Annotated in this window: 22 protein-coding genes; 6 read left to right on the top strand and 16 right to left on the bottom strand. The window is 67.8% G+C overall.

Annotation, left to right across the window (positions count from 1 at the left end; genetic code table 11):
• Positions 1 to 215: 215 nt before the first annotated feature.
• The 8 genes from argH to argC all read right to left on the bottom strand — a co-directional run bounded on the left by argH (position 216) and on the right by argC (position 9,019).
• Positions 216 to 1,673 carry an argininosuccinate lyase gene (argH, locus tag QNO00_RS09080; RefSeq protein WP_284024312.1) on the bottom strand — a complete coding sequence of 486 codons (1,458 nt, stop codon included), beginning with the start codon at positions 1,671 to 1,673 and terminating at the stop codon, positions 216 to 218.
• 3 nt (positions 1,674 to 1,676) lie between these two features.
• A complete protein-coding gene (locus tag QNO00_RS09075) occupies positions 1,677 to 2,885 on the bottom strand; it encodes an argininosuccinate synthase (RefSeq protein WP_284024311.1) in 1,209 nt (402 codons plus the stop codon).
• Positions 2,886 to 2,964: 79 nt separating this feature from the next.
• Entirely contained in the window at positions 2,965 to 3,501 is a 537-nt protein-coding gene (locus QNO00_RS09070) for an arginine repressor (protein ID WP_284024310.1), read from the bottom strand.
• Positions 3,498 to 4,463, bottom strand: a complete 966-nt coding sequence (gene argF, locus QNO00_RS09065) for an ornithine carbamoyltransferase (RefSeq protein ID WP_284024309.1) — start codon at positions 4,461 to 4,463, stop codon at positions 3,498 to 3,500. The genes QNO00_RS09070 and argF overlap by 4 nt, the downstream gene beginning before the upstream one ends.
• Positions 4,460 to 5,854 (bottom strand): acetylornithine transaminase, encoded by a 1,395-nt coding sequence (locus QNO00_RS09060; protein ID WP_284024308.1) that lies wholly within the window; start codon positions 5,852 to 5,854, stop codon positions 4,460 to 4,462. The genes argF and QNO00_RS09060 overlap by 4 nt, the downstream gene beginning before the upstream one ends.
• Complete coding sequence (argB, locus tag QNO00_RS09055) at positions 5,851 to 6,774, bottom strand: acetylglutamate kinase (protein ID WP_284024306.1); 924 nt, start codon at positions 6,772 to 6,774, stop codon at positions 5,851 to 5,853. Before argB ends, QNO00_RS09060 begins: the two co-directional genes overlap by 4 nt.
• Positions 6,775 to 6,785: 11 nt before the next feature.
• Positions 6,786 to 7,988 (bottom strand): bifunctional glutamate N-acetyltransferase/amino-acid acetyltransferase ArgJ, encoded by a 1,203-nt coding sequence (gene argJ / locus QNO00_RS09050; RefSeq protein WP_284024305.1) that lies wholly within the window; start codon positions 7,986 to 7,988, stop codon positions 6,786 to 6,788.
• Entirely contained in the window at positions 7,988 to 9,019 is a 1,032-nt protein-coding gene (gene argC, locus QNO00_RS09045; protein WP_284024304.1) for an N-acetyl-gamma-glutamyl-phosphate reductase, read from the bottom strand. The genes argJ and argC overlap by 1 nt, the downstream gene beginning before the upstream one ends.
• Before the next feature lie 169 nt (positions 9,020 to 9,188).
• Here argC and QNO00_RS09040 point away from each other — a divergent pair, with 169 nt between their 5' ends.
• Complete coding sequence (locus QNO00_RS09040; RefSeq protein WP_284024303.1) at positions 9,189 to 10,154, top strand: quinone oxidoreductase family protein; 966 nt, start codon at positions 9,189 to 9,191, stop codon at positions 10,152 to 10,154.
• Here QNO00_RS09040 and QNO00_RS09035 read toward each other — a convergent pair.
• A complete protein-coding gene (locus QNO00_RS09035; RefSeq protein WP_284024302.1) occupies positions 10,126 to 10,629 on the bottom strand; it encodes an SRPBCC domain-containing protein in 504 nt (167 codons plus the stop codon). The genes QNO00_RS09040 and QNO00_RS09035 overlap by 29 nt on opposite strands.
• A gap of 157 nt (positions 10,630 to 10,786) precedes the next feature.
• On the opposite strand from QNO00_RS09035, the gene QNO00_RS09030 reads away from it, so the two are divergent.
• Positions 10,787 to 11,011, top strand: a complete 225-nt coding sequence (locus QNO00_RS09030; protein ID WP_284024301.1) for a hypothetical protein — start codon at positions 10,787 to 10,789, stop codon at positions 11,009 to 11,011.
• A 22-nt stretch (positions 11,012 to 11,033) separates the two neighbouring features.
• Here the strand turns inward: QNO00_RS09030 and QNO00_RS09025 are convergent, their stop codons facing one another.
• Positions 11,034 to 11,687, bottom strand: a complete 654-nt coding sequence (locus QNO00_RS09025; RefSeq protein ID WP_284024300.1) for a shikimate kinase — start codon at positions 11,685 to 11,687, stop codon at positions 11,034 to 11,036.
• A 334-nt stretch (positions 11,688 to 12,021) separates the two neighbouring features.
• Between QNO00_RS09025 and QNO00_RS09020 the strand changes: the two genes are divergently transcribed.
• Positions 12,022 to 12,408 (top strand): hypothetical protein, encoded by a 387-nt coding sequence (locus tag QNO00_RS09020; protein ID WP_229967693.1) that lies wholly within the window; start codon positions 12,022 to 12,024, stop codon positions 12,406 to 12,408.
• 158 nt (positions 12,409 to 12,566) lie between these two features.
• On the opposite strand, the gene pheT is transcribed toward QNO00_RS09020, so the two are convergent.
• The gene (pheT, locus tag QNO00_RS09015; RefSeq protein WP_284024299.1) at positions 12,567 to 15,110 is read right to left on the bottom strand and encodes a phenylalanine--tRNA ligase subunit beta; all 2,544 of its coding nucleotides are present in this window, start codon (positions 15,108 to 15,110) and stop codon (positions 12,567 to 12,569) included.
• Complete coding sequence (pheS, locus tag QNO00_RS09010) at positions 15,111 to 16,193, bottom strand: phenylalanine--tRNA ligase subunit alpha (protein ID WP_284024298.1); 1,083 nt, start codon at positions 16,191 to 16,193, stop codon at positions 15,111 to 15,113.
• Positions 16,194 to 16,384: 191 nt separating this feature from the next.
• On the opposite strand from pheS, the gene QNO00_RS09005 reads away from it, so the two are divergent.
• The gene (locus QNO00_RS09005) at positions 16,385 to 16,993 is read left to right on the top strand and encodes a hypothetical protein (RefSeq protein ID WP_502863266.1); all 609 of its coding nucleotides are present in this window, start codon (positions 16,385 to 16,387) and stop codon (positions 16,991 to 16,993) included.
• Between the two features lie 91 nt (positions 16,994 to 17,084).
• On the top strand, positions 17,085 to 18,146 hold the full coding sequence (locus QNO00_RS09000; RefSeq protein WP_284024297.1) for an Rv2578c family radical SAM protein: 1,062 nt from the start codon (positions 17,085 to 17,087) through the stop codon (positions 18,144 to 18,146).
• Between the two features lie 151 nt (positions 18,147 to 18,297).
• Here the strand turns inward: QNO00_RS09000 and QNO00_RS08995 are convergent, their stop codons facing one another.
• Positions 18,298 to 18,663 carry a (deoxy)nucleoside triphosphate pyrophosphohydrolase gene (locus QNO00_RS08995; protein ID WP_229967739.1) on the bottom strand — a complete coding sequence of 122 codons (366 nt, stop codon included), beginning with the start codon at positions 18,661 to 18,663 and terminating at the stop codon, positions 18,298 to 18,300.
• A gap of 282 nt (positions 18,664 to 18,945) precedes the next feature.
• On the opposite strand from QNO00_RS08995, the gene QNO00_RS08990 reads away from it, so the two are divergent.
• On the top strand, positions 18,946 to 20,175 hold the full coding sequence (locus tag QNO00_RS08990; RefSeq protein WP_284024296.1) for an MFS transporter: 1,230 nt from the start codon (positions 18,946 to 18,948) through the stop codon (positions 20,173 to 20,175).
• Between the two features lie 275 nt (positions 20,176 to 20,450).
• Here QNO00_RS08990 and QNO00_RS08985 read toward each other — a convergent pair whose 3' ends face one another.
• The 3 genes from QNO00_RS08985 to rpmI form a co-directional block, all read right to left on the bottom strand.
• On the bottom strand, positions 20,451 to 21,404 hold the full coding sequence (locus QNO00_RS08985) for a TrmH family RNA methyltransferase (protein WP_502863263.1): 954 nt from the start codon (positions 21,402 to 21,404) through the stop codon (positions 20,451 to 20,453).
• Between the two features lie 20 nt (positions 21,405 to 21,424).
• Entirely contained in the window at positions 21,425 to 22,072 is a 648-nt protein-coding gene (gene rplT / locus QNO00_RS08980) for a 50S ribosomal protein L20, sunset domain variant (RefSeq protein ID WP_284024294.1), read from the bottom strand.
• 124 nt (positions 22,073 to 22,196) lie between these two features.
• The gene (gene rpmI, locus QNO00_RS08975) at positions 22,197 to 22,391 is read right to left on the bottom strand and encodes a 50S ribosomal protein L35 (RefSeq protein ID WP_104055427.1); all 195 of its coding nucleotides are present in this window, start codon (positions 22,389 to 22,391) and stop codon (positions 22,197 to 22,199) included.
• Positions 22,392 to 22,424 lie beyond the last annotated feature (33 nt).

Here is a 22,424-nt window from a genome sequence, read left to right as displayed (position 1 = left end):
GAACCACGGGAATCGCTGAAATCGCTGATCCGCGTAAACTCCGGCGGCTCCATTCGCGCAGAACAGGGTTGATCCGGACGCAGCGGCGCGGCGGGGGGGGGGGGGGGGGGGGCGCCCCCCCCCCCCCCCCCCCCCCCCCCCCCCCCCCCCCCCCCCCCCGCCGGCGCCGAGGGCACCGGGATCCAGCAGCACCCTTAGCCCGGACTCGGCCTGGGCTACGCGGCGTAGCTCCGTGCCGTCGCCACTTCCGACTTCAGCGCAGCCAGTTGCTGCTCCACGGCGGACCGGGCGGTTCCGCCCTGGGCGCTGCGGCTGTCCAGCGAGCCTTCCGTGCTGAGCACTGTGCGGACCTCGGGAGTCAGGTGCTCGGAAATCCCGGCGTAATCCTCATCCGTCAGGTCCCAGAGCTCGACGCCACGGCCCTCCGCAAGTTTCACTGCGGCGCCGGAGAGCTCGTGGGCTTCCCGGAACGGCACGCCCTGGCGGACCAGCCACTCGGCGATGTCAGTGGCCAGGGCAAAGCCCTGCGGTGCCAGTGCCTGCATGCGCTCGGTGTTGAAGGTCAGCGTGGCGATCATGCCGGACACCGCCGGAAGCAGGACCTCCAGAGTGTCGGCAGCGTCGAACACCGGTTCCTTGTCTTCCTGCAGATCCCGGTTGTACGCAAGCGGCAGGCCCTTGAGCGTGGCCAGCAGTCCGGTCAGGTCACCGATCAGGCGGCCGGCCTTGCCGCGGGCCAGCTCAGCCACATCGGGGTTCTTCTTCTGCGGCATGATCGACGAACCGGTGGAGAAGGCATCGTCAAGGGTCACAAAGGAGAACTCCTTGGTGGCCCAGATGATGATTTCCTCACTAATCCGGGACAGGTCCACGCCGATCATGGCCGCAACCCAGGAGAACTCGGCGTAGACATCGCGGGAGGCGGTGCCGTCGATGGAGTTCCAGACCGCCGAGTTGAAACCGAGTTCGGCGGCAACGGCATTCGGGTCCAGCCCCAGCGAGGAACCGGCCAGGGCGCCGGAGCCGTACGGGGATACCGCAGCGCGGCGATCCCAGTCCATCAGGCGCTGCACATCGCGCAGCAGCGCCCAGGCATGGGCCAGCAGGTGGTGGCTGAGCAGCACCGGCTGGGCGTGCTGCAGGTGCGTGCGGCCGGGCATGGCCACGCCCAGATGCTTCTCCGACTGCTCCATCAGGGCATCCACCGTCGCCAGGACACCGGCGGCGATGATGCGGGCGTGGTCGCGGAGGTACATCCGGCCCAGCGTGGCGATCTGGTCGTTGCGGGACCGGCCGGCGCGCAGCTTGCCGCCCAGCGCCGGGCCGGCACGCTCGATCAGACCGCGTTCCAGGGAACCGTGGACATCCTCATCGGAGTCCGCCGGAGTGTAGGCGCCCGAGCGGACATCGGCGTCGAGCGCGTCCAGGGCCGCCAGCATGCCCTCCAGCTCGGCGTCGTCGAGCAGCCCGGCGGTGTGCAGCACGCGGGCGTGGGCCCGCGAGCCGGCAATGTCATAGCCGGCAAGCCGCCAGTCGAAGTGGGTGGACTTGCTCAGCGCCGCGAGGGCGTCGGCGGGGCCGCCGGCAAAGCGGCCACCCCACAGCGCACCCTGGACGGTGGAACCCGCAGCTGCGGTTCCGGCCGGGTCAACCGGCGGCTTGCCGTGATTCATTTTCTACTTACCTTCTGCTGCACGCTGGTCGCGGCCGGAGGCCACCTTGGAGGACATGCCGAACAGCTCGATGAAACCGCGCGCCATTGACTGGTCGAAGCTGTCACCGGTGTCGTACGTGGCCAGGTTGAAGTCGTACAGCGAGGTGTCGGAACGGCGTCCGGTCACCACGGCGCGGCCGCTTTCCAGGGTCATGCGGATGTCGCCGGAGACGTACTTCTGGGTGTCCTCGATAAACGCGTCCAGGGACTTCTTCAGCGGGGAGAACCACTGGCCGTCGTAGACCAGTTCGGTCCAGCGCTGGCCGACGGTCTTCTTGAAGCGGGCCTGCTCGCGTTCGACCGTGACGTTTTCCAGTTCGCGGTGCGCGGCCATCAGGGCCATGGCGCCGGGGGCTTCGTAGATTTCGCGGCTCTTGATGCCCACGAGGCGGTCTTCGACGATGTCGATACGGCCAATGCCCTGGGCACCGGCGCGGCGGTTCATCTGTTCGATGGCCTGCAGCGGAGTGACGGGCTTGCCGTCAATCGCGACCGGAACGCCTTCCTTGAAGGTGATGACCACTTCGTCGGCGGCCAGGCCGGCGGCGGGATCGGAGGTGTACTCGTAAACGTCCGGAGTTGGGCCGTTCCAGATGTCTTCCAGGAAGCCGGTCTCCACGGCGCGTCCCCAGACGTTGGCATCGATGGAGAACGGGTTCTTCTTGGTGGTGACGATCGGCAGGTTCTTCTCCTCGGCAAAGGCAATGGCCTTGTCGCGGGTCAGGGCCAGGTCGCGGACCGGGGCGATGCACTTCAGGTCCGGGCCCAGGGTCTGGATGCCGACTTCGAAGCGGACCTGGTCGTTGCCCTTGCCGGTGCAGCCGTGGGAGACGGTGGTGGCACCGAACTGGCGGGCTGCGGCGACCAGGTGCTTGACGATCACCGGGCGGGACAGCGCAGAGACCAGCGGGTAGGAATCCATGTACAGGCCGTTGGCCTTCAGCGCGGGCATGCAGTACTCGGAAGCGAATTCGTCCCGGGCGTCTGCCACGTACGCTTCGACGGCGCCGCAGGAGAGGGCGCGCTGGCGGATGGTCTCCAGGGACTCGCCGCCCTGTCCGACGTCGACCGCCACTGCGATGACTTCGGCACCTGTCGCTTCGGCAATCCAGCCGATGGCCACCGATGTATCGAGGCCACCGGAGTAGGCCAGAACAATGCGTTCGCTCACGAAATACGCTCCTTGCGTTATGTGCAGCCTCTGCAGGCTGCTGGTTGATGAAGGTAGGTGGAAAGTTTTAGGGGTGCAGCTAGAGGATGCGGCTGTCCGGGGCCTGGCCGTTGGCAGTGGCCTCGTCGGCGATGCGCAGGAAGCGCGCTGCGACGTCGGCGCCGCCGTCGGACTCGCGGGTGACCATCAGCACGGTGTCATCCCCGGCGATGGTGCCCAGGATGGACGGCAGCACCGAGTGGTCGATGGCCAGGGCCAGGAAGTTTGCAGCGCCCGGAGGCGTCCGCAGCACCACGATGTTTCCCGAGGCCTCGGCCGTGACCAGCAGTTCCCCGCAGAGCCGGGCCAGCCGGGCGTCCAGAACCTCCTGGGTGACTCCCGATTTCGGCGCGCGCTCGCCTCCTTCGGAGGGCACTGCGTACACCAGCACTCCCTCCTTGCCGCGCATGCGCACCGCGCCCAGCTCCACCAGGTCGCGGGAGAGCGTGGCCTGGGTGACCTGGACGCCGTCGTCGGCCAGCAGGGCGGCGAGTTCGGCCTGGGAGCGGACCGACAGTCCCGTCAGCAGGGCACGGATGCGCGCCTGGCGGGCGGTTTTGGTGGCCGGCATGCTCATACTGCGCCCTCCGGAACCCCGGTCAGGCCCGAGCGGGCCATCAGCCACACCATCAGCGCCTTCTGCGCGTGCAGCCGGTTTTCGGCCTCGTCCCAGACCACTGACTGCGGGCCGTCGATGACCTCGGCGGCAATTTCGTACCCGCGGTAGGCCGGCAGGCAGTGGAGCACGACGGCGTCATCCGCCGCCTGCGCCATCGCTGCGGCGTCCACGGCGTAGCTGCGGAACAGCTCCGAGCGGGCGGCCTTTTCATCCTCCTGGCCCATGGAGACCCAGGTGTCGGTGGCGACGACGTCGGCTCCCGCCAGCGCCTCGGCCGCATCGGTGGTGATCATCACCGACCCGCCGGTTTCCTCGGCACGGACGGCAGCGGCGTCGACAACCAGGGGATCGGGCAGGTAGCCCACGGGACCGGCTACCCGAACGTGCATGCCGGCCGTGACGCCGGCTAGCAGATAGGAGTTGGCCATGTTGTTGGCGCAGTCTCCCAGATAGGTCAGGGTCAGGCCGGCGAGGGTGCCCTTGTGCTCGCGGATGGTCATCAGGTCCGCCAGCAGCTGGCACGGGTGATAGTCGTCGGAGAGCGCGTTGATCACGGGAACCCCGGAATTCGCGGCCATTTCTTCCAGTCCGGACTGGGCGTAGGTGCGCCAGACGATGGTGGAGACCATCCGCTCGAGCACCTTCGTGGTGTCGGCAACGCTTTCCTTGTGGCCGAGCTGGGAGTCGCCCGCTCCGATGATCAGCGGCACGCCGCCGAGATCGGCCACGCCGGCGGCGAAGGACACCCGGGTGCGGGTGGACGTCTTGTCGAAGATGACGGCAACGGTCTTGCGGCCGGCGGCGGCGCCGGCGAACGGCTGATACTTGTAGCGGTCCTGCTTCAGCGCGTCGGCAAGATCCAGAACTTCGGTCTGCTCGGCCTGGGTGAGGTCGGTGTCGACCAGGAAATGGCGGGTCATGATTGTCCTTCTGTCTTTCCGGTGGCCCGGGCTGTCTGATCGGCGGCGCGGGCGGTTTCTTCGGCGGCCCGGGCGGCGGCCAGGATCCCGGGCAGTGCTTGCACAAAATCGTCGGCCTGGTCGCGGGTCAGGATCAGCGGCGGCGCCAGGCGCAGGGTGTGCGGTCCCGTGGCGTTGATGATGAATCCCGCCTCGAGCGCGGCGGTCACCGCCGCGGGGGCAATGTCCTCGCCGGGACCGGCAGCCAGGTCGAACCCGATGAGCAGACCTTCGCCGCGGACCTCGGTGACGCCCGGAACCGCGGCCAAGGCGGCGCGCAGGTGGAATCCCGTGGCCTGGACCTGGCCGAGCAGCCCGGTGGACTCGATGACGTGCAGCGTGGCCAGCGAGGCGGCGGTTGCGACCGGATTCCCGCCGAACGTGGTGCCGTGCTGGCCGGCGGAGAGCAGCGACGACGCCGTTCCGCCGAAGGTGATCAGCGCGCCGACGGGGAAGCCGCCGCCCAGGCCCTTGGCCAGGGTCATCGCATCGGGCAGCACGCCCTCGGAGGCGAACCATTTTCCGGTGCGGCCGATGCCGGTCTGGACCTCGTCCACGATCAGCAGCGCGCCGGCGGCAGCGGTGATCTCCCGCGCGTCCTGCAGGTAGCCGGCGGGCAGCGGGCGGACGCCGGCTTCACCCTGGATCGGTTCGATGAAGACCGCGGCAACGGTGTCGTCGACTGCCGTGCGGAGCGCCTCGATGTCCCCGAACGGGATGTGCTCCACTCCCCCGGGCAGCGGTTCAAAGGGTTCCCGGTAGGCCTTCTTGGCCGTCAGCGCCAGCGCGCCGAGGGTGCGGCCGTGGAAGGCGCCGTCGAGGGCAATGATGCGGGTCCGCTGCACGGTGCCGTCCGGGCCCGCGGCCCCGGTGTTGCGGCGCGCCAGTTTGATCGCTGCTTCGTTGGCTTCGGTGCCGGAATTGGCGAAAAAGACCTTCGATCCCTCCGGCGCCCCGGCCAGCTGCAGCAGCTTCTCCGCCAGCGCCACCTGCGGAGGGCTGGTGAAGAAGTTGGAGACATGGCCCAGCGTGGCCAGCTGGCTGGTGATCACCGAGGTCAGGAACGGATGCGCGTGGCCCAGGGCGTTGACGGCGATGCCGCCGAGCAGGTCCAGGTAGGCCTTGCCGTCGGCGTCCCACACCGTGCAGCCGTTGCCCCGGACCAGGACCCGCTGCGGCGTGCCGAAGACACCCATCAGCGAGGAGCCGTAGCGGCGCAGCCAGTCCTCCGAGGTTCCGGTCAGGTTCACCAGCGCGTCGGCCGGTGCGGCTGCGGGCTCCACGGCCGGTGCGGCTGCGGCTGGCTCCGCGGCCGGCTGGGGCTCGGTCTGCTTGCTCATGGCGTTGCTCATGCCTGCTCCTCCGGAACTACCTGGGTGCCGATGCCGGCGGTGGTGAAGACCTCCAGCAGCATGGAGTGCGCCATCCGCCCGTCCACGACGGCGGCACGGTCCACCCCGCCGTCGACCGCGGCCAGGCAGGCACCCATCTTGGGGATCATGCCGGCTTCCAGCGTGGGCAGCATCGCGCGCAGCTCCCCGGCGGTGAGTGATGAAATCAGCGAGGACTTGTCCGACCAGTCCGCGTACAGGCCCTCGACGTCGGTGAGCACCACCAGCCGCGAGGCGCCCAAGGCGACGGCCAGTGCGGCTGCCGCGGTGTCGGCGTTGACGTTGAGCACCTGGCTGGTCAGGCCGCCGTCGTCGTCGACTTCCGGAGCCACTGTGGAGATGACGGGAATGCGGCCGGCCTCGATCAGGTCGACAATGGCGCCGGGATTGACGCCGGTGACTTCCCCGACGAGCCCGAGGTCCACGTCTTCACCGTCAATGACGGTACCGATGCGCACGGCCTGCAGCAGTCCGCCGTCTTCACCGGAAAGGCCGACGGCGTAGGGCCCGTGGGCATTGATCGTGCCCACCAGCTCGCGGCCCACCTGGCCGGTGAGGACCATCCGGACGGCGTCCATGGCTTCGGGCGTGGTGACGCGCAGCCCGCCCTTGAACTCGGACTTGATGCCCAAACGGTCGAGCAGCGCGCTGATCTGCGGCCCGCCGCCGTGCACGACCACGGGGTGCACACCGACGTGGTGCAGGAAGACGATGTCCTCCGCGAACGCGCGGCGCAGCTCATCGTTGACCATGGCGTTGCCGCCGTACTTGATCACCATGATGCTGCCGGCGAACCGCTGGATCCAGGGCAGCGCTTCGATGAGCGTGGCGGCCTTGTCCTGGGCGGCCAGCTGTTCCTTGGCTTGCGTGGGTGTACTCATGATGTCCCCGATCAGCTGCTGTAGGCCGAATTTTCGTGGACATAGTCCATGGTCAGGTCGTTGGTCCAGATGGTGGCGCTGTGCGTGCCGGCATTCAGGTCGATTTCCACTGTAACTTTGCGCCCGCGCAGATCCACCAGATCGCGGGAATCCCCGATGCCTCCGTTGCGGCAGACCTGGACGCCGTTGATGGTGACGTTGAGCTGGTCCGGCTCGAAGGCGGCGTCGGTGGTGCCCACGGCGGACAGGACCCGTCCCCAGTTGGGGTCGTTGCCAAAGATGGCGGTCTTGAAGAGGTTGGAACGGCTGACGGCGCGGGAGGCCGTCTCGGCGTCGGCCACGGTGGCGGCGTTCACCGTGGTGACGGCGATGTCGTGGCTTGCCCCCTCGGCATCGGTGATCAGCTGCTGCGCCAGCGAATGGCAGACCTCGGTGAGGCCTGCGGTGAACTTGTCCGGCTGCGGAGCGGTGCCGGAGGCACCCGAGGCCATCAGCAGCACGGTGTCATTGGTGGACATGCAGCCGTCCGAGTCCGTGCGGTCAAAGGTGACGGCGGTGGCGGCCCGCAGGGCGGCATCCAGCCCGGCGGCCGGCAGCTGCGCATCCGTGGTCAGCACCACGAGCATGGTGGCCAGCCCCGGAGCGAGCATGCCGGCGCCCTTGGCCATGCCGCCAATGCTGTAGCCGTTGCCGGTGAAGACGGACTGCTTGGCCACCGTGTCGGTGGTCATGATGGCCTCGGCGGCCGCCGCACCGCCGTCGGCCGCCAGCGCCTGCGCTGCCGCCTGCACGCCGGGAAGGATCTTCTCCATCGGCAGCTGCTCGCCGATGAGTCCGGTGGAGCAGACCACGACGTCGGCGGCGGACAGGCCCAGGACCTCGGCGGTTTTCTCGGCGGTGGCATGGGTGTTCTGGAAGCCCTGCGGTCCGGTGCAGGCGTTGGCGCCGCCGGAGTTCAGGATCACGGCGTCGGCACGGCCGTCCGAGACCACCTGCCGGGACCAGTGCACGGGTGCGGCGGCCACCCTGTTGCGGGTGAAGACGGCGGCTGCCGCCTTGGAGGGCCCGTCGTTGACGACCAGCGCCATGTCGCGGCCGCCGGAGGCCTTCAACCCGGCGGTGATGCCGGCGGCGCGGAAGCCGGCCGGAGCGGTGATGCCGGTGGCGGCTGTCTGGTCGGCGGCAGTTGCCGTGCTGTTTTCGGTGGTGCTCATTACGGGGCAACTCCCTGCGTTGTCAGTCCGGCGGTTTCTTCAAGGCCGAGGGCAATGTTCATGGACTGCACCGCGCCGCCGGCGGTGCCTTTGTTCAGGTTGTCGATCACGCAGGTGACGATGACGCGGTTGGCGTGGGCGTCGTAGGCCAGCTGCAGGGCAGCGTAGTTGGACCCCACCACCATCTTGGTGGCCGGCCACTGCCCCTCGGGGAGCAGCCGGACGAAGTGTTCGTTCCGGTAGGCGTCAGCCCAGGCGGCGCGCAGCTGCTCGGCGGTGACGCCGGGGCGCACCTTCGCGGTGGCCGTGGTCAGGATGCCCCGGGCCATCGGCGCCAGCGTGGGGGTAAAGGACACGGCGACAGTTTCGCCGGCCGCGGCCGAGAGGCCCTGTTCGATTTCCGGCGTGTGGCGGTGTCCCCCGCCGACACCGTAGGGGCTCATGCCGCCCATCACTTCCGAGCCCAGCAGGTGCGGCTTGGCTGCCTTGCCCGCGCCGGAGGTTCCGGAGGCAGCGACGATGACGACGTCGTCGGGCTCCAGCAGGCCGGCCGCGAAGCCGGGCGTCAGGGCGAGCAGCGAGGAGGTGGGATAGCAGCCGGGGACGGCAATGCGGGTGGCGCCCTTGAGCCGGTCGCGGTGGCCTGGCAGTTCGGGCAGGCCGTAGGGCCAGGAGCCGGCGTGCGGCGAGCCGTAGAACTTTTCCCAGGCCAGCGGGTCTTCGAGCCGGTGGTCGGCGCCGGCGTCGATCACCAGAACGGAGGGATCCAGCTGCGCAGCGATGGCGGCGCTGGCGCCGTGCGGCAGGGCGAGGAAGACGACGTCGTGCCCGGCCAGGTTCTCCACCGTGGTGTCCTGCAGGACCCTGTCGGCGAGCGCGTGCAGATGGGGCTGCAATTCCCCGAGCCGGGAACCGGCGTTGCTGTGCGCGGTAATGGCACCGATGGTGACGGAGGGATGCCCTGCCAGCAGGCGCAGCACCTCACCCCCGGCGTACCCGGAGGCTCCTGAGACAGCAACTGAAATCGTCATGGCTTCACCCTACAGTAGATTTATGCATAGGCCTACATAATTATGCATAGATGACGCGGACCCTTTTTCGCCGGCCGCAGCACGGAAGGAGGGAACAGGGCGGTGCGCTGGTCCGCGCGCTGCCCTACGATGGCAGCGACACCGATGCCTGCAACAGAAGAGACATTCCATGCATAAAGCTATTGTGGTCCCCGCACCCGGCGGGCCCGAAATCCTGCGCTTTGAAGACGTCGACCTGCCCCAGCCCGGTCCGAAGGAACTGCTGGTCCGTGTCGGGGCGGTGGGCGTGAATTTCATCGACACCTACAAGCGCAGCGGCATCTATCCCATGGCGCATCCCTTCATTCCCGGTGCCGAGGCGGCCGGAACCGTGGTCGCTTCCGGGCGCGATGTGGCAGCGTTCCGGGAGGGTGCGCGGGTTGCCACGGCTGAGGGTGGCGGCACGTATTCGGAGTACACCATCATGGAGGCGGACAAGGCGCTGCCCATACCCGACGGCGTCAGCGACGAGATTGCCGCGGCGCTCCCCATGCAGGGCATGACCGCCCACTACCTCTGCAACTCCACCTTTCCCGTGGAGGAGGGCCAGACGGTCCTGACCCACGCCGGTGCCGGCGGCGTCGGCCTGCTGCTGATCCAGCTGCTCAAGGCCAAGGGCGCCACCGTCATCACCACTGCCTCCAGCGATGAGAAGCGTGAGCTGGCGCGCTCCGCCGGCGCCGACCACGCCCTGGGCTACGACGGATTCGCCGAGGAGGTCCGGCAGCTGACCGACGGCAGGGGCGTGGACGTGGTGTACGACGGCGTCGGCAAGGCAACCTTCGACGGCTCCCTGGGCAGCCTGCGCAAGCGGGGCATGCTGGTGCTGTTCGGCGGCGCCTCGGGCCAGGTTCCGCCGTTCGACATCCAGCGGCTGAACTCGTCAGGATCTCTCTACCTGACCCGTCCCACGCTGGGCGACTACCTGCTGACCGCTGAGGAGCGGCAATGGCGCGCCCATGAGCTCTTTGAAATGGTTCGTGACGGCACACTGGACGTGCGCATCGGCGCGACCTATCCGCTGGCCGAGGCCGCTGCGGCGCAGACTGCCTTGGAAGGCCGGAAGACTACCGGGAAGGTGCTGCTGCTGCCGTAGCATCCGCTGCTCCGTACAACATCTCGAAGCTGGTGTGCAGCGGCCAAAACTGCGACCAGGGAAGCGGGGTCCCGCCCACGGCAGCCTCCAAGTAGGTCAAATGCGTGACCCAGCCGGGACCGTAGGAATCCACCAGGCTGCCCAGCCCGTTGTGCACGAGCTCCATCCGGGTGCCGGACTCCGCCGGGTGCAGCGCGAACGCAATCTGCGAGTCGGGTTCGTCGGGGAAGTCCCACGTCATGGCCAACCGGCGCGGCTCGTCCGCCTCGGTGACGACGCTTCGCGACAGGCAGCCCCCGCCATGGTCGACGACAATCATGCCGCCCGTTTTAGCGTCACATACAAGGGGCCGGCCCAGCCATTGGGAGAGCAGCGCCGGGTCGCGGAACCCCGCCCACACCGTTTGGGCGGGGACAGCGAGCAACCAGGAAATCGTGAGGGAATCGTCTTCGGTCGCGAGGGATGACAGCGGCATGGCCCCGATTCTGGCACGTTCCGCCATTCGCGAGTACCCGGGCACGTAGTCGGTACTCGTGAATGTTCCGCCGGGAACAGCTCTATTGGATGCCTCGGTGCATCGGTGAGGCTGCGGGGCTGGCCGGCTGGTCGGCGGAGCCCTTCTCATCTTGGCCTTGGCGGGCTGCGCACCCGCCGGCAACTCACCGACGTCCGGGGACCGAAGGTCCACGGAAGCCGCGTCAGGTGACGCCGCCGACCGGGAAGTATCGGCGGATCCGGCTGACCCCCGGTGGTTGCCGTCGCCCGGTGCCAGCTGGCAGTGGCAGCTCAGCGGCGCCTTGGACCTCACCGTTGAGGCGGGCATTTTCGATGTGGACTATGAAACACTTCTGCGCTGAGTCCAATCAACAGGGGCTGTCCTCACTGCTGAAACCCCTGGACCTCGGGGCCGTCAGGGAGGCCTGTTGAATAGCCGGTTGGCCGGCGGGGTGAGTCCCGGGCGCCCGGTGCGCACCCGGCTGCGACCTGCGCGGCTGTTTCATCCGGGTGACTGCCGACCGTAATGACGGTTTCGGTCGCGAGGGATCGCATACCTGCATCGTCCAGCCATTCAGCAAGGAAATCGTGACCGGAGCTGATCCATTCGGTCCCCTTCGAAGCCAGCGACCGTTGCCTCAGTTCAACCAGCGCAGCTTCCCGGTCATAGGACGGCAGCAGCAGAACCACCTTCGGAACGCTTTGCAGGGCGGCGTGCACCACGGCGAAACAGCCGGGGTCAGTGTAGGAGGTGTGTCCGGCGCCCAAAGCCAGCACGGCTCCGGGATGCTCATCGAGCGCCCGCCGGACGGCGTGGGCACGGGCCGACTCCCACTCCCGCTCCGCCGCCACGCGTCCCACCCGCCTGCTGCGCTGCACCAGGCGCTCGATGCTCCACCCGACTTCGGCGTAGTAGTCCGGGCCGACGTCGTCGAGATCCACAAACGGGAGTCCCAGGATCTTCGCCGTCTTGGCGCCGATGGTGGACTTACCGGCAGCTGCCGGTCCGATCAGCACCAGGGAGGGCGGGGATGACATAGGCCGATCCTGCCACAGCCGCAGTGTTTTTGATCCTCTGGCTTGCTTTCGGCCGTGTCTGGCTTCTGCGGACGGTGCGGCTGTTCTTGCAGGGCGACAATGACTATTTCGGTTTCGCGATGCCGGCCCTGTTCCTGGCCATGGCGGTGTCCTGGCTGATGACGTCGCGGCGGGCCAGAAACGGCGGTCCTGGCGCAGCACCGGGGCCAGCAGGAACTAGGCGCCGTCGTCTACCCATTGCCCCTGCTGCGGATTATCATTCGGGGCATGCGGCGGCGGAAGTGTCGTTCACTGCAGACCTGCCGGCAGTCCCCCCGGAACCAAAGGAGTAACCATGACAGGTAATCTCTCGCCTTCTGCCCCGCCTGTGCTGCAGGAGTACTACCGGGTCCTGACCGCCGGTCCGGAGGCGTTCGGCGACGGCAGGGACCTCCGCGGACTTTTGTCAGGCCGACTCGATTTCACCGGGTCCCTGGCAGGCCACCTCCCTGACGCCACGGAGCATTTCCTGCAGGGAGTCACCGGCTTCATAGGGACTGTGCGGGGCATCGATTTTATAAGCGATGTCCATGACAATGCGGGATCCGCGGTGCTGTACGACGCCGATATGCCCGGCGGGACGGTTCGCTTTGCGGAGTTCTTCACTTTCGGTGACGGTGTCATCAGCACGCTGAACCTGCACTACGACGGACCGGACTACATTGCCAAGGGCGGCCGTTAGCTGGCCGTGACAAAGACCGTCCGGCAGAAAGAGCAATTCTCCTTCCGGGGCTGCAGAGCTCCCGGACAGCCCGATTAACGGGCCAACACATGGAAAAGGGCTCTGCTGGAGGTCATCCAACAGAGCCCTTCCGGGGAAACCCCCCTGGTTTGCAGCGGTTAGCGCTGGACGGCACCAAACCGTTCCGCGGCCAGCGCGACGGCGGCGGCCCGGGACTCTGAGGCCTCATCGGCCGTCAGGGTCCGGTCCGGAGCCCGGAAGCGCAGGGCGAAGGCCAAGGACTTGTGGCCGTCTTCGATGCCCTTGCCGGAGTACACATCAAACAGCGAAATGTCTTCCAGCAGTTCCCCGGCGCCTTCGCGCAGGGTCTCCAGGACCGTTTCCGCGGGAATGCCCGCCTCCACTACCAGGGCAACGTCCTGCGTGGTGGCCGGGAACGAGGAAATCTCCCGGGCCACGATAACTTCGGGCGCGGCGTCGAACAGTGCGTCGACGTCGAGTTCCAGAGCCACGCTGCGGGCCGGCATGTCCCGGGCTGCGAGCAGCTTGGGGTGCAGTTCGCCGGCGTAGCCCACGGTTTCGCCGCTGCGCAGCGAGAGCTTGGCGGTGCGTCCGGGGTGGAAGGCCTGGTGCTCGCCCTGGCTGACCACCAGTTCCACGCCGAGCACGTCGCCCATCAGGCGGGCGGTGTCGACGGCGTCGGCCCAGTCCCAGGCGCGCGGCGCATGGCCGGCGCCCGGCTGCGACTCGTGGCCGGTGAACAGCACGCCTACGTGCAGCGGCTGGTCCGGAACCCCCTCGTACAGGGCATCGAGGACTTCCTCGGAGGGGCGGACGCCCAGCGGCGGAATCGTTGCGGTGCCCAGCTGCTCGCCGGGCAGGAAGACCGATCCGGCTTCGAACAGCGCCAGGTCGCGGAAGCCGCGCGAGAGGTTCCGCTTGGCCACCTCGAACAGGCCCGGCAGCACCGAGGTGCGCAGGTAGCCGAACTCGGCGCTGAGCGGGTTAGCCAGCTTGACCGCAGCAGGCGAGGTGCCGGCGTCGGGCGTTCCGAAGGTGTTGTTGTCGTCCTGGGTGACGAACGGATAGGACAGCACCTCGGTCAGGCCGGCGGCGGCGAGCGCCTGCTGCAGGCGGCGGCGCTGCTGCTGGATCCGGGTCAGGCCGCGGCCGGGAGGAGCCGTGGGCAGGGTGGACGGAATGTGCTCGTAGCCGACCAGGCGGATGATTTCCTCGGTGAGGTCCTCACGCGTCTCCAGGTCCGGGCGCCAGCTCGGCGGCGTCACAGAGTAGCCGGCAGCCGTCCTGGCCACTTCGGCACCCAGATCGGTGAGGGTGCCGGTGATCTGGGTCTCGCTGAAGTCGTAGCCGATCAGCTTGGACGCGAAGTCCGCGGGCAGCTCGATGGCCTTGGCTTCGGGCTTGGTGCCGACGTCGGTCACCGAGGGATCGGCGGTGCCGCCGGCCAGCTCGGTCAGCAGATCGACGGCGCGCTGGGCGGCGACGTCGGCGACGTTCCAGTCCACGCCGCGCTCGAAGCGCTTGGACGCTTCGGAGGGCAGGCGGTGCCGGCGGCGGGAGCGGCCGATGCTGACTTCCTCGAAGTGCGCGGCCTCGATCAGGACGTTGCTGGTCGTATCCGAGACCTCGGTGGCGGCGCCGCCCATGACGCCGGCAATGCCGATCACGCCGGAGTCGTCGGTGATGAGCAGGTCCTCGGGATCGAGGGTGCGGACCTTCTCGTCCAGGGTCTTCAGCGTCTCCCCTTCAGCCGCACGGCGCACCACAATGTCGCCGGACAGCTTGTCCAGGTCGTAGAAGTGCAGCGGCTGGCCCAGTTCGAGCATCACGTAGTTGGAGATGTCCACGATCAGCGAGATCGAGCGCATTCCGGCCAGGCGCAGCCGGGAAGCCATCCACGGCGGCGTCGGGCGGGCGGGGTCCACGCCGCGGACGGTGCGGGCCACAAAGCGGTCGCAGCCGGCCTTGCCGTAGATCGGCGCCCCGTCTTCCAGGCGCACGCCGTAGCCGTTGCCGTCAGCCTCGGGGACGACGACGGCGGCTGCCGGGTCGGTGAACTTCGTTCCGGTGGCGTGGGCGTACTCGCGGGCCGCGCCGCGGATGGAGAACACGTAGCCGCGGTCCGGCGTGACGTTGATTTCCGCTGCTTCGTCGTACAGGCCGAGCAGGTCCAGGGCGTCGGTGCCGATCTCCGGATCCAGGCCCAGGCGGGAGAGGACCAGGATGCCGTCGTGGTCTTCTCCGATGCCCAGTTCGCGGACCGAGGCAATCATGCCGGCGGAGACGTGGCCGTAGGTCTTGCGCGGGCTGATCCGGAAGTCTCCGGGCAGCACGGCGCCGGGCAGGGTGACAACCACCTTGTCCCCGACCGTGAAGTTATGCGCACCGCAGACGATGCCCTGCACGCCGGAGGGATCGATGCCGTCGCCGGTGAGTGTCTGCTCGGCGCCCTCGGGCACCACGCGGACGGTGCACCAGTTGATGGTCTTGCCGTTCTTCTGCGGCTCGGGCTCCATGGAGAGCACCTGGCCGACAACAACGGGGCCCGAGAGCTCGTCAGTGGGACGGTGGACGTCCTCCTCCTCCAGCCCTACCCGGACCAGTTCCGCCATGACGTCTTCGGCGGTTGCTTCCGCCGGAACCTGGGCATACTCGCGCAGCCAGGAAAGTGGGATTCTCACTTAGATCTCCATCCCGAAGTGTTCGCTGAAACGTACATCGCCCTCGATCATGTCGCGCATGTCCCCCACTTCGTTGCGGAACATCAGTGCGCGCTCAATACCCATGCCGAAGGCAAAACCTGAATAGACCTCGGGGTCAATGCCGGCCGCGCGGAGCACGTTCGGATTGACCATGCCGCAGCCGCCCCACTCGATCCAGCGCGGGCCGCCCTTGGCGCCCGGATGCCAGATGTCCAGCTCGGCGCTGGGCTCGGTGAACGGGAAGTAGTTAGGGCGCAGCCGAACCTTGGCCTCGTCGCCGAACAGCACGCGGGTGAAGTGTTCCAGGGTGCCGACGAGATCAGCCATGGTCAGGCCCTTGTCGATGGCCAGGCCCTCGAACTGGTGGAACACCGGGGTGTGAGTGGCGTCCAGCTCATCGGTGCGGAAGACCTTGCCCGGGCAGAGCACGTAGATCGGCAGGTCCCGTTCAAGCATGGAGCGCACCTGGACCGGCGAGGTGTGCGTGCGCATCACCAGGTGGGCCTCGGGCGGCTCGACAAAGAACGTGTCCTGCATTTCACGGGCCGGGTGGTCCGGCTTGAAGTTCAGCGCGTCGAAGTTGAACCACTCGGATTCAACCTCGGGGCCTTCGGCGATCTCCCAGCCCATGCCCACGAAGATGTCGCTGACCCGGTCCTGCAGGGTGGAGAGCGGATGGCGTCCGCCCATGCGGCGGCGGCGCGGAGCGGCGGTGACGTCAACGGCCTCTTCGACCAGGATCCGTGCGTCGCGCTCGGCTTCCAGCTCGACGGTGCGGGCGGCGAGCGCGGCATTGATGCGTCCGCGTGCCGGCCCGACAAGCTTGCCGGCGGCAGACTTCTGGTCCTTGGGAAGGGAGCCGATGGTGCGGTTGGCCAGGCTCAGCGGCGACTTGTCGCCGGCGACGGCGATGCGGACGTCCTTGAGGGCGTCCAGATCCGCTGCGGCGGCGATGGCGGCTAGCGCGGAGTCGACGGCGGCAGAGACTGCCGCTTCATCCAGCGGGTTGGGCGGCTCGGGGGCGGTGTCTGGGGAGTGCGTCCCCGGTATGGAGTTCGACATGTACAGTTCTTTACCTATTTCCGGCCCTGTTGATGGACGTTTTGATGGGCGTTGGTCGTGAAAAAACGAGGGAAAATGCCCGTAGCTTCCAGTCTAACCAACCCGGCCTGCGACCCGGACATGGCGGCACCGGGATGACGGAGGCGGTGTCCGCCGGTGACGGGCTCGGGCTGGGCTCCTACACTGGCAGCGTGAACATCCGCCAACCATCCGTTTTTTCCGATGCACGGTCGGCTGCTTGGTCAGTTACGCGGTCAACAGCACAGTCGGCTGCACGGCTATCGACTCCACCGTTACCCGCACCGTCGGCGTTCGTTCGGCTGCGCCGGCTGCTGAACGTCGTCAACCTGACCACGCCGGCCGGGCTTGCCCTGGCCCGGGCCGGACGCTGCCGAATCTGTCGCGGCCCCGACGGGCTGGTGCTGGCCGAAGGCTGGTCCTGGACGCTGCCGAAGGCCGCTGCCTTCACCGTGGGCAACGTAGTTTTGTACCGCTCCCGGGCGGCCCCGTTGTTTCGGCCCGGCACCGGCGGCCCGGGTTCCAGTCCCCTGCTGCGGCACGAGGCCCGGCACAGCAGCCAGTACGCGGGACTGGGGCTGGCGTTTCTTCCGCTGTACTTCCTGGCAGCGGGGGTCTCCAAACTGCGGCACGGCGATCCGGCGTCGGGCAATATTTTTGAGCGTCTGGCGGGATTGGACGACGGCGGCTACCGCCGCACCGTCTCTCCCGCTCCCTCCCGCGCCCCCAGCCCCCTGCGACACCCCCGCCCCCGCCGAAATGGCAGAAAGTGGAGGTTTTGAGGGTGGGAAGAGCACTTTGTGCCATCTCGCGGATGGGGAAAGGGCGACACCGCCTACCGCCGCCATTAGAACATGTGTTCTAATGGTCGGCATGAGATGGCAAGCGCAGGAACCCAAGGCCGCCGGCGCCGAAGATGCCCTCTTGGCGCTGCAGGGCGTGGTGCGCAGCGTGAAGACACCCGAGTTTGCCGGTATCACCTTCCATGAGGTGCTCTCCAAATCCGCCCTGAACAAGGTGGGCAAGACCTCCGGCATGCCGTTCGATTGGACCATCAATCCGTACCGCGGCTGCAGCCATGCCTGCGTCTATTGTTTTGCGCGGAAGACGCACACGTATCTGGAGATGGACAGCGGCCTGGACTTCGACAGCCAGCTGGTGGTCAAGACCAACGTGGCGGAGGTGCTGCGGCGGGAGCTGGCCCGCCCGTCCTGGCGCCGCGAACACGTGGCGATGGGCACCAACACGGACCCCTACCAGCGGGCCGAAGGCCGGTACCGGCTGATGCCGGACATCATCAGGGCGCTGGCGGATTCCGGAACCCCGTTTTCCATCCTGACCAAGGGCACGCTGCTGGCCCGGGACATTCCGCTGCTCAAGAGAGCCGGGCGGGACACCGAAATCGGCATGGGCATCTCGCTGGCACTGCTGGATCCGGAGCTGGCGCACCGGGTGGAACCCGGAACGCCCGCCCCCAGGGCGCGGCTGGAGCTGATCAGCCGGCTGCGGGAGGCCGGACTGCCGTGCTCGGTGATGGCCATGCCCATCCTGCCGTGGCTCACCGACGGAGACGAGTCGCTGGACGCGCTCTTTGCCGCACTTGCCGCCGCCGGCGCCACCGGCGTGACGGCCGGAGCGCTCCATCTGCGGCCCGGTGCCCGGGAGTGGTATCTGGGCTTCATCAGCCGCGATTACCCCCATCTGGCCGGAAAGTATGCGCGGCTGTACGGCGGCGGCACGTATGCCTCCAAGGAATACCGGCAATGGCTGGCGGGACGGGTGAACTTCTTCAAAAGGAGGCACGGTTTCACCGCCAACGGGCAGTTCATGCCGCTGCGCAGACCCGCGGCCGGGACGGGCGCCGATCCGCTGGAAACCGTTCAGGACAGTACGGTGCCGGCGACTCAGGGCGGGCAGGCGGCAACCCTTTTCTAGCGGGAATCCGGAGTGGACGGCGCGTGCCGGGCTGCCTGCCCCGAAGCCGGCACCGGCGTCGGGAGGTCGACGAGGTTGGCATTGATTCCCGCAAGGAACCGCGAGGCCCAACCCGGTCAAAGACATCTCCTGCGGCAGGGGTTGCGCGCGCTTACCGCCGGCGGGCTGCGTCGAGCATGGCGGTGACGATGGGCAGGTCGGCGGGGATCCAGGCCAGGGCGCCGAGCTCCCGCGGATCAAGCGCAACCCAGCGAAGCTCGTCATGGTCTTCGAGCGGCGACGGAGCCCCTTCGGTGATCTCGGCGAGCCAAACCCGCATGGCGGCCTTCTCATTGAGCGGCCACCCCTGGGCACCCGGGCCGTTGATTTCCGCACCGAGCCGAACGCCGACACCGAGCTCCTCCCGGAGCTCCCGGTGCAGGCCTTCTTCGCAGCTTTCCCCGGCTTCCACTTTTCCACCGGGAAACTCCCACATCCCGGCAAACTGCTCCGGTGCCGTGCGCCGGGCCGCGAGCATCTTGGTGGGCGCGGCGAGGCTGTCCACGAGGGCGGCGCCGACTACTTGCTTCAGTTCTCCGTTAGACACGGATCGAGTCTACGGGCAGCGCTGAACTAAACTGGATTCACAGCGCTGTAGCGGGTCGACCGCAGCCCGGGCGGTTTCCCGCTTCGGACACTGCGCCGACTCTCCCGCACCAGCACCCCACCGGGATCCCATCAGGATCCGGCTGACCGCGGATTCGCCCGACTGACCGCGGCGGCCGCCGCCAGGATCCGTTTTTTGTTCTGAGAGAGTTTTATGTCGTTAACACCCGCGCTTCAGGCCAGGCGGGCATCACTGGCCATTTTTGCCCTCGCTGCCGGCGGATTTGCCATCGGCACCACCGAGTTCGCCATCATGGGCCTGCTCCAGGAGATGGTGCTCGATCTGGGCATCTCCGTTCCGGCCGGCGGACACGTCATCTCCGCCTACGCGGTGGGCGTGGTGGTCGGCGCTCCGATCCTCGCCGCCCTGGGCGCGCGGATACCCCGCAAGACGCTCGCTCTGGGACTGATGGTGCTGTTCAGTGTCGGCAATCTGTCGTCGTTCTTTGCGCCGGACTACAACTGGCTGCTGGCCACCCGGTTCCTGTCCGGGCTGCCGCACGGCGCGTTCTTTGGGGTTGCCGCCGTGATCGCCGCATCGCTGGTCGCACCGACCCGCCGGGCACGGGCGATTTCCATGGTGATGCTGGGGCTGAGCATCGCCAATGTCGTCGGGGTTCCCTTTGCCACCTGGCTCGGACAGCAGGCCGGCTGGCGGTGGATGTTTGTCATGGTTTCCGCCATCGGGGTGCTCACGGTGGCGCTGGTGGCCCGGTACGTTCCGCATCAAGCGACGCACCCGGAGGCGAGCATCCGGCGCGAGCTAAGCGCCCTGCGCCGGATCCAGGTCTGGCTTGCCCTGCTGGTGGGCACCGTGGGGTTCGGCGGTTTCTTCGCCGTCTATGCCTACATCTCCCCCACAATGACCAATGTCGCAGGTTTCGATGCCTCGCTCCTGCCCCTCATTGTTGGCCTCTACGGCCTGGGCCAGGTGGCGGGAAACATCATCGGCGGCCGGCTGGCCGACCGCAGCGTCATGGGCAGCATCTACGGAATCCTGCTGGGGACAGCGGTCATCTTGGCGGCCTACGCCTGGCTTGTGCAGTACAAGACAGGCGCATTGGCACTGGTCTTCCTGGTCGGAGCGATCGGCTCGATGCTGGTCCCGCCGCTCCAGACCCGGCTGCTCGACGCCGCCCCGGGAGCCCAGTCCCTGGCCTCATCCCTGAACCACTCGGCACTGAACATGGCCAACGCGCTGGGAGCATTGCTGGGCGGCCTGGTCATTGCCTGGGGGTGGGGCTACCGCTCGCCCGCCGTCGTCGGCGCCGTCCTGGCCCTGTTGGGACTGGGCATCGCACTGCTTAGCGGCTGGCTGGACCGGAAGAGTCCGCAGGCACCTGCTCCGTCCGCGGCGCATGCACATCCGGTTCCGAGTAAATAATCCGCATTGGGTTCGGCCGAGCGGATCCGCATCTCGGCTTCGTTGATGGCTTCGGCGAGCTGCTCGCCGGTCTCGCCTTCGCCCACCGAGATCTTGGCCGCGACCAGCAGTTCCTCGGGGCCCAGGTGCAGGGTCTTGAGGTGAATGATGCGCGTGCCGTCGGAGCGGACGGCTTCTTCGATGGCGCGGACATCGGACACCGTGGCCGATTCGCCCAGCAGCCGTGACTTGATGTGCTTAGCACTTTCAGGCACGCCCGCCGGCGTCGGCCGGGCCTAGCGGTTCTGGGCGCGCGCTGACGCGTAAAGGCACACGGTGGCGGCAGTGCCCACGTTGAGACTTTCGGCGCGCCCGTACACCGGGACGGCCACGCGGTAGTCGGCGTCGGCCAGCTGCGCGGAGGTGAGGCCCTGGGCTTCGTTGCCGAAGAGCCAAGCGGTGGGATTTTCCAGCCGGGGCTGGGAGGACACGGCCGCGGCGGCTTCGGGGGCGCCGTCGTCGGCCGCTTCTCCGGTGGCCGGTGCGTCCGGAAGTGCCGGCGCCAGGCGGCGGACGGAGCTTTCGTCCTGGAGCTTGTCAAGGTCCACGTTCCCGTAGCCGTCGGCGGCCAGGACGGTGAGGCCGTGGGCGCGGCAGGCGGCCATCAGGAAGTCGAAACTGACGCCGGTGACGACCGGCAGATGAAACAGGGAGCCGGCGGTGGAACGCACGGCCTTGGGATTGTGGATGTCAACGCTGGACGCGGTCAGCACGACGGCGTCGGCACCGGCGGAATCTGCGGCGCGCAGAATGGTTCCGGCATTGCCGGGATCGCGGACTTCGCACAGCACGGCGATGAGCTTGGCTCCGGCGGCCAGCACATCATCCAGGGCGTAATCGGTGATCCGGCACACGGCCACGACGCCCTGGGGCGAAATGGTGGTGGCCATGGCGGCAATGACTTCGTCGGTGGCCAGGCGCAGCGGCACGTCGGCGGAAAGCTCCGCCAGCTCGGGCAGCCGGTCCAGGCAGGCCTCGGTGGCGAAAACTTCGAGGACGACGCCGGACCCGCCGGCGGAGGCGTCGGCGCGGTGGCTCAGCAGAGCCTCACGGACGGCCTGGGGCCCTTCGGCCACGAACCGTCCGGTTTTTAAACGCGCCGGGCGCCCGGCCAGCTTCGCTACATCCCTGACCCGATCTGCTCGGGGATTGGACATAAGCGGAGCCGGCGGGCGCCCAACAGTGTTCATGATCGGCTAATAACCGATTTCTAGCCCTGGAACTTCTGGCGGGATTCTCCGCCAGCAGGCTCCAGTCCGGCAGCCTTGGCGGCTTCGACGGAGTTGAACCAGTACTCGGCTACGGTCTGCTCGTACCAGGTGGAACCCGGAACGTGGTACTTGCCGGAGCCCAGGTTGCCCTTGATGACAAAGCCTTCGGGGGCGTCGCCCTCGGAAGCCTTGAAGCCACCCTGAGCGTCGGCAACAGCAGCGGCCGGCTTGGAGGCAACCGGAGCAGGCTTTGCAGCCGGAGCAGCGGCAACGGCCGGAGCGGAGGTGTCGGACGGCAGGGCGTTCTTGGCGATCTGCACCAGCGTGGCGAACGCGGCGGCGTCGTTGACGGCCAGTTCGGCCAGCATGCGGCGGTCAACCTGGATCTCGGCAGCCTTCAGGCCCTGGATCAGGCGGTTGTAGGTCAGGCCGTTGGCGCGGGATGCAGCGTTGATGCGCTGGATCCACAGGCGACGGAAGTCACCCTTGCGCTTGCGGCGGTCGCCGTAGCTGTACACAAACGAGTGCAGCAGCTGCTCTTTGGCCTTGCGGACCAGGCGTGAACGCTGTCCGCGGTAACCCTTGGCGCGCTCGAGAATAACCCGACGCTTCTTGTGGGCGTTTACCGCCCGCTTCACACGTGCCACGTGCGTACTCCTTTAGATAAATCTTCCGTGCACCTGCTGTGAGGCACTCGGCCTGCTACTCAGGCCCGGAAAAGCTTGGTGGTGTGACGGTGGCCCGAACGGGCCGCCTGTCGAGGGGGAAAGACTAGATGCCCAGCATCTTCTTGATGACCTTGGCGTCTGCCGGGGCAACAAGCTTGTCACTGGCGAGGCGGCGCGTCAGCGTGGACGGCTTGTGCTCGAGGTAGTGGCGGCGGTTGGCCTGCTGGCGCTTGAGCTTGCCGGTTCCGGTCAGCTTGAAGCGCTTCTTGGCGCCACTGTGGGTCTTCATCTTCGGCATGACTACCGATCTCCTTTGGGTTTCCGCCGGCCG

The organism is Arthrobacter sp. zg-Y1219 (assembly GCF_030125545.1).
Classification (GTDB): domain Bacteria; phylum Actinomycetota; class Actinomycetes; order Actinomycetales; family Micrococcaceae; genus Arthrobacter_B.
This window is presented reverse-complemented; position numbering and strand designations above follow the sequence as displayed.